At 64.7% G+C, this 8,755-nt stretch carries 9 protein-coding genes; 4 read left to right on the forward strand and 5 right to left on the reverse strand.

Features of this window, described 5'->3' with window-relative positions:
* Nucleotides 1–896, reverse strand: an 896-nt coding sequence (locus tag VFP86_15455; GenBank protein HET9001035.1) for a glycosyl hydrolase, incomplete at its 3' end; no start/stop codon positions are given.
* Between the two features lie 201 nt (nt 897–1,097).
* Between VFP86_15455 and rsrA the strand changes: the two genes are divergently transcribed.
* Nucleotides 1,098–1,343 carry a mycothiol system anti-sigma-R factor gene (rsrA, locus tag VFP86_15460; GenBank protein ID HET9001036.1) on the forward strand — a complete coding sequence of 82 codons (246 nt, stop codon included), beginning with the start codon at nt 1,098–1,100 and terminating at the stop codon, nt 1,341–1,343.
* 9 nt (nt 1,344–1,352) lie between these two features.
* Here the strand turns inward: rsrA and VFP86_15465 are convergent, their stop codons facing one another.
* Nucleotides 1,353–1,673 (reverse strand): biotin/lipoyl-binding protein, encoded by a 321-nt coding sequence (locus VFP86_15465; GenBank protein ID HET9001037.1) that lies wholly within the window; start codon nt 1,671–1,673, stop codon nt 1,353–1,355.
* Between the two features lie 171 nt (nt 1,674–1,844).
* Between VFP86_15465 and VFP86_15470 the strand changes: the two genes are divergently transcribed.
* Entirely contained in the window at nt 1,845–2,873 is a 1,029-nt protein-coding gene (locus tag VFP86_15470) for an SIS domain-containing protein (GenBank protein ID HET9001038.1), read from the forward strand.
* A gap of 3 nt (nt 2,874–2,876) precedes the next feature.
* Here VFP86_15470 and VFP86_15475 read toward each other — a convergent pair whose 3' ends face one another.
* The 3 genes from VFP86_15475 to VFP86_15485 are packed head-to-tail and all read right to left on the reverse strand — an operon-like array spanning nt 2,877 to nt 6,977.
* Nucleotides 2,877–4,019: an acetate/propionate family kinase gene (locus VFP86_15475; GenBank protein HET9001039.1), complete on the reverse strand. Its 1,143-nt coding sequence runs from the start codon at nt 4,017–4,019 to the stop codon at nt 2,877–2,879.
* Nucleotides 4,020–4,038: 19 nt separating this feature from the next.
* Nucleotides 4,039–6,441: a phosphoketolase family protein gene (locus VFP86_15480; protein ID HET9001040.1), complete on the reverse strand. Its 2,403-nt coding sequence runs from the start codon at nt 6,439–6,441 to the stop codon at nt 4,039–4,041.
* A 44-nt stretch (nt 6,442–6,485) separates the two neighbouring features.
* Complete coding sequence (locus tag VFP86_15485; GenBank protein ID HET9001041.1) at nt 6,486–6,977, reverse strand: phenylacetaldoxime dehydratase family protein; 492 nt, start codon at nt 6,975–6,977, stop codon at nt 6,486–6,488.
* Nucleotides 6,978–7,107: 130 nt separating this feature from the next.
* Between VFP86_15485 and chrA the strand changes: the two genes are divergently transcribed.
* Both chrA and VFP86_15495 read left to right on the forward strand, forming a co-directional pair.
* Nucleotides 7,108–8,274: a chromate efflux transporter gene (chrA, locus tag VFP86_15490; protein HET9001042.1), complete on the forward strand. Its 1,167-nt coding sequence runs from the start codon at nt 7,108–7,110 to the stop codon at nt 8,272–8,274.
* 226 nt (nt 8,275–8,500) lie between these two features.
* Nucleotides 8,501–8,755, forward strand: a 255-nt coding sequence (locus VFP86_15495; protein HET9001043.1) for a site-2 protease family protein, incomplete at its 3' end; no start/stop codon positions are given.

Genomic DNA, 8,755 nt, shown 5'->3' on the forward strand with positions numbered 1-8,755 from the left:
GCGGCGTAGAAAACCCCGGGTTCGGCAGCGTGAGCGGCCAGCGTAATGACTCGCCGGCCCCGCGGGTCAGGCAAGCCATCGCGGGCCTCTTGCCACCGACTCCCTCTGCCCCTTCGGTACACCGTCGATCGGGCACCATCCGACTGATGCGCCTCGAACGGACCGCGCGCCGCCGACACCACGACCGTGTCGGGATCCCCAGGATCGACCGCAAGGCCCCAGAGGTAGAAGTGACTCAGCCCTTCGTCGTCGCTCGTCCAGGTCGCTCCACCGGTCCGGCTCTCCGCGTACCCTCCCCCCGCGGCCTCATAGACCCGGCCGGGGGCGAGAGGATGCGTGGCCAAGGTGTGGGCGTCGGCCTGCGAACCGGGTTTTCGATCTTCCCACGTCACCCCGCCATCCAGGGTCCGCATGACGCCGCCGAGCTCGATCGCGACGAAGAGACGTCCCTGGACTACGGGGTCGGGGGCGATCCAGCGAACGTGGTGGGTCCACGGACGCGGCGGGAAGCTCCATGTCGAGGCCGATGGGAGACCGCGCAGCGCCGGCCGTTCTTTCCACGTACGACCTTCATCCTCTGAGCAAAATAACGCGCTCGGCTCGGTCCCCGCCCAGACCAGCCCGCCCGAGGCGGCGCGCTCCAAGGGGCTCACGGCGACCGCCATCACCTCGCCGTGCGGAATCCCCTCCCCCACCGGCTCCCAGGAGACCCCCGCGTCGCGGCTGCGCCACAGCCCCTGGCCAAACGTCCCGCAGTACGCCACCTCCGGGGCCAGGGGATCGAGTGCGACGCACTGGGTCGGCAATCGCTCCATTTTCAGATGAGCCTGCCACCGCCCATTCTGACGCCGAACTACGGCAATCGCGTCGCCGGTGGCCACGTAGAGTTGGATCATCGCGACATCCCTCCCAAGATAGTCCGGCCGCCTCCCGGCGCGCGGTCCGCGCGGGCGCAAACGGAGGCCCCCCCTCTCTATTATGGGCTCTTTCACTCGTTCCGCACCACCTCCACTTCGCGATCTGGCGCAGGGAATGTTTCTGCTGCAAGGCCGGTTCATAACGGACGAATCGGTGATGGGGTTCTCGCGGCGCCCTCGATGGGCAGAGAGCGGAAGACGATGGACTGTGAACGGGCGCTACAAGAATTGTCGCAATACCTTGACAGAGAGCTGGATGCGGGTGCGTCTGCGGAGATCGCACAGCATCTGGCGGAATGCCGCGAGTGCTTCTCGCTCTCCGAGTTTGAACGACGGCTGAGGAGTCTCGTTCGCCGGGCGTGTGAATCGGCAACGATTCCGCCGGCGATCCGGCAGCGCCTCACCGACCTCGTGGAATCGTTCTAGCGCTCGCACCTATTGAGGCTGAATCACCGCCACGATATCGCCGATATTCACATGGCTTCCGGGGTGCACGGTGACCCGGGTCACCCGGCCGTCGACAGGAGCCACCGCGGCAAGGGCGGGCTCGGTTCGGGTTGGCGGCTTGACGAAGACGAGCGGATCTCCCTGCTTCACCGTTTGTCCGGGTTGTACGAGTTGCGTTGCGACGACGTCCCCCGCGATCGCGGCGCGGACCGCTACCGGAGCTCGCTGGGCTGTCGCCGAAGCCGCGAGGCCGAGCCCGACCGCCGCCAATACCCCGATCACCCCGTAGGAGATGGGCCTGCGCTGCACGTGCCGGTCACCCCCACGTCCTCTCCACAAGGCGTTGGACCCGACGATCGCAAACCCCTTCCTTGACCATTCCCGTCCCTCGGGCGCTGCATTTCGGCAGGAGCATCTCCTCGTAGACGCAAACTAACCCCCGTGTCAAACGCCCGGCAATCACCAACGGGTCTCCCGCACATGCTGCGGGAGATCCGTGAAGCTCCCCTGGCTGCCGCGAGGTTGCAGGAACGGGAAGGATCCCAGATTCGGGCGCTCGGCGACCGCCTCCGGCGATGGAACCCTGCTGTCGTCATCATCGCCGCGCGAGGCAGCTCCGACAATGCAGCCGTCTACGGCAAATATGTCTTGGAAGCTCGACTCGGGGTCCCGATCACGCTTGCGGCTCCGTCGGTGATCACGCTGTTGAACGGCCGCCTGCGCGTCCGCAAGGCTGTCGCGATCGGGATCTCGCAGTCGGGGAAATCGACGGACATCATCGCCTTCCTCAGGGCTGCGCGAGCGCGCGGCGCCCTCACGATCGCCATCACCAACGCGGCGCGGTCCCCCCTTGCACAGGCCGCACACGAAACGGTGATCACGCATGCCGGGGACGAGCGGAGCGTTGCGGCGACGAAAACGTACCTCAATCAAGCGGTCGCACTGGCCCTGCTCGGAGCGGCGTGGACCCGCGACCGGGGGCTCGGTCACGAGATCGAGGCGATCCCGGAGATGCAGCGCGGGGTGTTGGCGCGGGAGGCGGACATCGCCCGCACCGCCGAGCGGTACCGGTATATGCATGCGTGCATCGCCGCAGCCCGTGGATACGACTTCGCCACAGCGCGGGAACTGGCTCTCAAGTTCATGGAGACCTGTTATGTCGTCGCCCTCCCCTTGTCGTCCGCGGATCTGCTGCACGGTCCGATTGCCCTCGTCGAGCATGATTTCCCCGTGTTCCTCATCGCTCCGCCTGGTCGCACACTGGCGCACCTCACGGACGTGGCCACGCGCCTCCGAACCCGGCGGGCGGAGACGATCATCCTCTCCTCAGAACGGCAGATCTTGAGGCTGGCCCGTGTCCCCATCCAGATCCCGGGACGGGCCGCCGATGCCATCGCCCCGCCTGTCTACGGCGTCGCGATTCAGCTGCTCGCCTATTACCTTTCCCGAATCAAGGGAATCAACCCCGACCGCCCGCGAGGGCTGCGAAAAGTCACCAAAACATTGTAGCGCCTATCCGCACCCCGCCAGTCGTGCGGTCTCGAAAGCGATCTGGCGGCCTTCATCGATCCGCACCACGTTGACCGTGATCGCGCTGTGCGGGTGCGAGATGACCGGCGCATTCGCGGCATTGGCGTCCTCGTCCAGCCGGACGCCGAAGAACTCGAGCTGCCCGACGATGCGCGTCCGGATCGGCGGGGCGTGCTCACCGATCCCGCCCGTGAAGATGATTTGATGGCAGCCGCCCAGCGCGACGGACATCGCGCCCACCGCCTTGGCCGCTCGATAACAGAAGAGGTCGATCGCCAATCGGACCCTGGGGGCCCCGACCCGGTCGAGCAGGGTGCGCATGTCGCCGGATACCTCTGAAAGACCCAGCAGGCCGCAGTCGTGGTTGAGGGCGTGATCGATCTGCTCGACCGACAGCCCGTGTGCTCGTTGCAGGTATGTGAGGATCCCGGGATCGAGATCCCCGCATCGCGTCCCCATGACCAGTCCCTCGAGCGGGGTCAGTCCCATCGTCGTATCGACGCTCCGCCCGCCGCGGAGCGCCGTCGCGGAGCACCCCGCGCCGAGATGCAGGAGCACGGCGAGCTCGCGCAACTGGGGCCCCAACTGCGATACCGCATCCGCACAGGCCAGCCCGTGGAATCCGTACCTGCGAACCCCCCACGTCCGCCAGGCCGCGGGCACGGCGTATTCGCTGGCCTGCGGAGGCAGGCCCGAGTGAAACGCCGTATCAAACACGGCAGCCTCGGGGATGTGCGGGAGCCTCCGCATCAGATGCCGGATCGCCTGTACCGCAGGTGGGATGTGCAGCGGAACGAGCCCGGCCAACGCCTCCAGATCCGCGAGCACGCGGTCGTCCACCCACACCGGTTCCCGGTAGCGTGGTCCTCCGTGCACGACCCGGTGGCCGATTCGGTCCAGGCGCACCGGCTGCGGGAGGCGGGCCAGCAACGCGTCCAAGGCCGCCGCGTGGTCCGCGAACGCGCCCGACTCTTCGGCGTGGCCGCCGATCGAAACGGTCGCATGCGGCCCGCCGACCCCGACGGCCTCCAGCACGGTCTCCGGAGCCGCCCCGGGAAGGACCCAAAGGTCGAGCCGCAGGGACGAGGAACCGACGTTCACCGCCAAGACGCGCAGGGGGATCATCCGTTAGGCGCGGGCTCGTCTACGGCGAATAGGACCACTTCCAATCGCGGATCTCCGGCATGTCGTCCCCGTGCTCGTGGATGTACTGCTTGTGGGCGATGAGCTTGTTGCGGACGAACTGTTTGAAGTATCCGCCGACCCGCGCCAGTCTCGGCACCCGGTCGACCGCATCCGCGGCCAGGTGAAACCGGTCGAGATCGTTCAGCACCGTCATGTCGAACGGTGTCGTCGTCGTCCCCTCCTCCTTGTAGCCGCGCACGTGGAGATTCCCGTGATTGGTGCGGCGGTACGTGAGGCGGTGGATCAACCACGGATAGCCGTGGTAGGCGAAGATGATCGGCTTGTCGGGGGTGAAGATCGAGTCGAAGTCGCGATCTGACAGGCCATGCGGGTGCTCCGTCGAGGGTTGGAGCGTCATCAGATCGACCACGTTCACGACGCGGACTTTGACGTCTGGAAAATGCCGGCGCAGCAGATCCACGGCAGCCAGGGTCTCCAGCGTTGGAATGTCGCCGGCGCACGCCATGACGACGTCAGGCTCTTCTCCCTCGTCGGTGCCGGCCCAGGTCCAGATCCCGATCCCGACCGTGCAGTGCTGGATCGCCGCCTCCATGTCGAGCCACTGAAGAGCGGGCTGCTTTCCGGCAACGATCACGTTCACGTAGTGGCGGCTGCGAAGGCAGTGATCGGCTACCGAGAGGAGCGTGTTCGCGTCAGGGGGCAGGTACACTCGGACCACGTCGGCCTTCTTGTTGAGGACGTGATCGATGAACCCCGGATCCTGGTGGCTGAAGCCATTGTGATCCTGGCGCCAGACGTGCGAGGTCAGGAGGTAGTTCAATGAAGCGATCGGGCGGCGCCAGGGGATGCCGCGCGTCACCTTGAGCCACTTGGCGTGTTGGTTGAACATCGAGTCCACGATGTGGATGAACGCCTCGTAGCACGAGAAGAACCCGTGCCGCCCGGTCAGCAGATATCCCTCGAGCCACCCCTGGCACAAGTGCTCGCTCAGCACTTCCATGACTCGCCCGTCCGGCGAGAGATGCTCGTCGGTAGGGAGAATGGGGCCGATGAAGACCCGGTCGGTCACCTCAAACAGCGCGTCGAGCCGATTCGAGGCGGTTTCATCGGGCCCCATCACGCGGAAGTTCCTCGGGTTCATTTTCATCACGTCGCGGAGAAATGTCCCGAGGATCCGTGTCGCCTCGGCCGTCACCCGACCCGGCATGGGGACATCGATCGCGTAGGCGCGGAAGTCCGGCATCGCGAGGGGCTTCAGCAGCACGCCGCCATTGGCACGCGGATTGGCGCCCATCCGCCGGTCGCCGGCCGGGGCGAGCGCCGCCAACTCGGCCACCAGTGTGCCGTTGGCATCGAAGAGTTCCTCGGGATGGTAGCTCTTCATCCACTCTTCGAGGATCTTGAGTTGCTCCGGATTGGATTTGACGTCTGGGAGCGGCACCTGGTGCGCCCGCCACGTACCCTCGACCGGTTTCCCGTCGACCATCTTGGGCCCCGTCCAGCCCTTTGGGGTCCGCAGAATGATCATGGGCCACTCCGGACGGCGGTCGAACCCGCTCGCGCGTGCCTCCCGCTGAATGGCCCGCACGTCCGCCAGCACCCCGTCGAGGGTGGCCGCCATGAGCTGGTGCATCGCTTCCGGGTCATCCCCCTCAACGAAGAAAGGCCGGTAGCCATATCCCGTGAACAGGTGGGTGAGGGCATCGTCGCTGAGGCGCCCCAACACCGTCGCGCTGGCGATCTTGTATCCGTTCAGGTGGAGGATCGGCAACACGGCGCCGTCGCGAATAGGGTTGAGAAACTTGTTGGCGTGCCAGCTCGTGGCCAGTGGCCCGGTTTCCGCTTCCCCGTCACCGACCACGCAGCAGACCAGCAGATCCGGATCGTCAAACGCGGCGCCATGGGCGTGGGCCAAAGCGTAGCCGAGTTCGCCACCTTCGTGGATCGATCCGGGTGTTTCGGGCGCGACGTGACTCGGGATGCCCCCGGGGAAGGAGAACTGCGTGAACAGCCGCTTCATGCCTTGGGCGTTCTGGGAGACCTGCGGATAGAGCTCGCTGTAGGTGCCCTCGAGGTACGTGTTCGCGACGAGCCCGGGGCCGCCGTGACCGGGGCCCGTAATGTAGATGACGTTGAGGTCGTGCTTCTTGATCAGGCGGTTGAAGTGCACATAGATAAAGTTGAGTCCGGGGGTGGTGCCCCAATGTCCGAGCAACCGCGGTTTCACATGTCCCGGCAGGAGCGGTTCACGGAGCAATGGATTATCGTAGAGAAAGATCTGGCCCACCGAGAGGTAGTTAGCTGCGCGCCAATACGCGTCGATTCTGCGGAGCTCGTCAGGCGCCAGCGGCCCGGTCGGCAATGGTCGCCGTTCCGTACGAATCGAGCTGTCGTCGTCCATCTCGAACCCTCTTCTTTCAGATTTGTCGCGCTCACCGCGCAAGATCACGTCGGGCGTTCTGTTGTCTCGGTGAATTGCCTCTGCCGTTCACGTGAGTGTCCTTCGCCACCCTTCACCCGCCGGATCGAACTGAAGAAGGCCGGGCCGACCGGTCGCGTGCCTTGTTCGTAGATCGCTTCCGCGGTCTTCGCCTGATAGATCTCGTGGTAGAACCCGACGCCTTTGCCGGTATGCTCGAGGAGCCAGCGCCACCACCGTGAATGCGGCTGTTTCCTGGCCCAGCGATCCAGGTCCTCGTACGAGCGCCAGTACTGCATGAGCACGGGTCCCTCCGGGCTCATCAACAGCCGGTGCAGCAGCAACCCCGCGGCGCGGGCCTCCTCGAGAGTCGCAAGCATATCTTGGTCGATGCCGGCCTCCTCATAGAGGCGCTGACCCTCTTCGGTCAGGAACTGCACCCCAAAAAGTGCAACGCACAACGTCGGATGTTCCCAGAGCGCGCCGATGTAGGCGCTATCGATGGGTTGATCCGACATGGCTCCTCCCCAATGTCGTGATGATGCGGCTCTTTCCCCTTTCTGTATCGTGCGCCGTTGCATCCCCGATCACAAGAGCGTGCAAGGGAGGCTCCCCTCCACGTAGAAACCCCTCACTTAACCGAACCCGATGCCTTCCAGCCGTAACCCTCCGCACTCGGCCCCCCGAAGGACCCCCGGCTCCCTTGGGGAGGTCGCCGCGCTGTTCCTGAAACTTGGGTGTATCGCCTTCGGCGGTCCTGCCGCGCACATCGCCATGATGCGTCTGGAGGTCGTGGAACGCCGAAGATGGCTGAGCGATCAAGAGTTCCTCGATCTCTTCGCAGCCGCGAACCTGATCCCCGGTCCCAGCTCGACAGAGATGGCGATTTTTCTCGGGTACGTTCGGGTGGGATGGCCCGGGCTGATTCTGGCCGGTGCGCTGTTCATCCTGCCGGCGATGGTGATGGTCCTTGCCTTCGCGTGGGCCTATGTGCGGTTCGGTTCCCTGCCCCAGGGAGAGTGGGTCCTCTACGGCATCAAGCCTGTGATCATCGCCATCATCGCGCAGGCCCTGTGGGAATTATCAAAGAGCGCCTTCAAAGATTGGCTGCTCGCCGCGTTGAGTATCGCGATCATCGTTCTCTATCTCGTCGGGGGAAATGTGATTGCGCTGCTCTTTGGTGCAGGCGCCTTGATCGCGCTCGTCCGGAGCGCACGGCGTGGCCCACCCTCTCACCCGGCCGCCGCGATCCTCGGCGTGGGATCCCAGGTTGCGTTGGGGGTTCCTTTCTCGCTGTCGACGCTGTTTTTGACGTTCTTGAAAATCGGTGCCATGACGTACGGGAGTGGGTATGTGCTCCTCGCCTTTCTGCGCAGTGACTTCGTGGTCCATCTCCACTGGCTGACCGACAGGCAACTGATCGATGCGATTGCGGTCGGCCAGTTTACCCCCGGTCCCGCGTTTACCACCGCGACGTTCATTGGCTATCTCACCGGCGGGCTTCGGGGAGCCGTGCTGGCGACGCTGGGGATCTTCCTGCCGTCATTCGTCTTCGTGGCGTTCGTGTATCCTCTGATTCCCCGTCTCCGACGGTCCCCGACGGTTCGGGCCTTCCTGGACGGCGTCACGGCGGCAGCCCTGGGATTGATGGCTGCGGTCACCTGGCAGTTGGGCCGTGCCGCCTTTGTCGATAGTGCGGCGGCGGTGATAGCGATCCTCGCATTTGGATTCCTCCTTCGTTTCCGCGTGAACTCGGCGTGGCTGGTGGTCGGGGGAGCGCTACTCGGGGTCGCGAATAAAGCCATCCTCGGATAGCTGATCTTTGACGCGGCGGCTCGCGCTGCCGAAGCAGATCGACACGTGGTCGCTCACGACCGAAGAAGGAATGCAGGCGCCAGACTACAAATCCCAACCAATGTTACCTAGTCTGTTGGCCGCATCGTGGGTTGTGTCCGTTGGTCCGCTTCTGTAGCTCGCCTCCGATCTCGCTGGCAGGCAATCGGTCAGTGCAACTCGAGAAATAGAGGTGCAGGGGGAGAAGATGACCAGGCATCAGATCCCTTTAGGACGGATCTTTGGCATCTCTATCGGTCTCGATTACTCTTGGTTCTTGATCTTTGTCTTGCTGACATGGTCGCTGGCCGTCAGCTACTACCCGGCTGCCGTTCCAGGATGGCCCGCGTCTCTGTACTGGGTCCTGGGCGCCGTCTCGGCAATCATGCTCTTTGTGAGCGTTCTCCTGCATGAGCTAGGGCACTCAGTCATGGCGCTTCACTACCGCGTCCCAGTCCGCAGC

It is taken from the genome of bacterium, assembly GCA_035703895.1.
Classification (GTDB): domain Bacteria; phylum Sysuimicrobiota; class Sysuimicrobiia; order Sysuimicrobiales; family Segetimicrobiaceae; genus Segetimicrobium.

What these genes read in the sequence shown, in the direction of transcription:
- rsrA (HET9001036.1), top strand. Translation starts at nt 1,098, where the DNA reads ATGGGCAGAGAGCGGAAGACGATGGACTGTGAACGGGCGCTACAAGAA.
- VFP86_15470 (HET9001038.1), top strand. Translation starts at nt 1,845, where the DNA reads ATGCTGCGGGAGATCCGTGAAGCTCCCCTGGCTGCCGCGAGGTTGCAG.
- VFP86_15475 (HET9001039.1), bottom strand. Translation starts at nt 4,019, where the DNA reads ATGATCCCCCTGCGCGTCTTGGCGGTGAACGTCGGTTCCTCGTCCCTG.
- VFP86_15480 (HET9001040.1), bottom strand. Translation starts at nt 6,441, where the DNA reads ATGGACGACGACAGCTCGATTCGTACGGAACGGCGACCATTGCCGACC.
- VFP86_15485 (HET9001041.1), bottom strand. Translation starts at nt 6,977, where the DNA reads ATGTCGGATCAACCCATCGATAGCGCCTACATCGGCGCGCTCTGGGAA.
- chrA (HET9001042.1), top strand. Translation starts at nt 7,108, where the DNA reads ATGCCTTCCAGCCGTAACCCTCCGCACTCGGCCCCCCGAAGGACCCCC.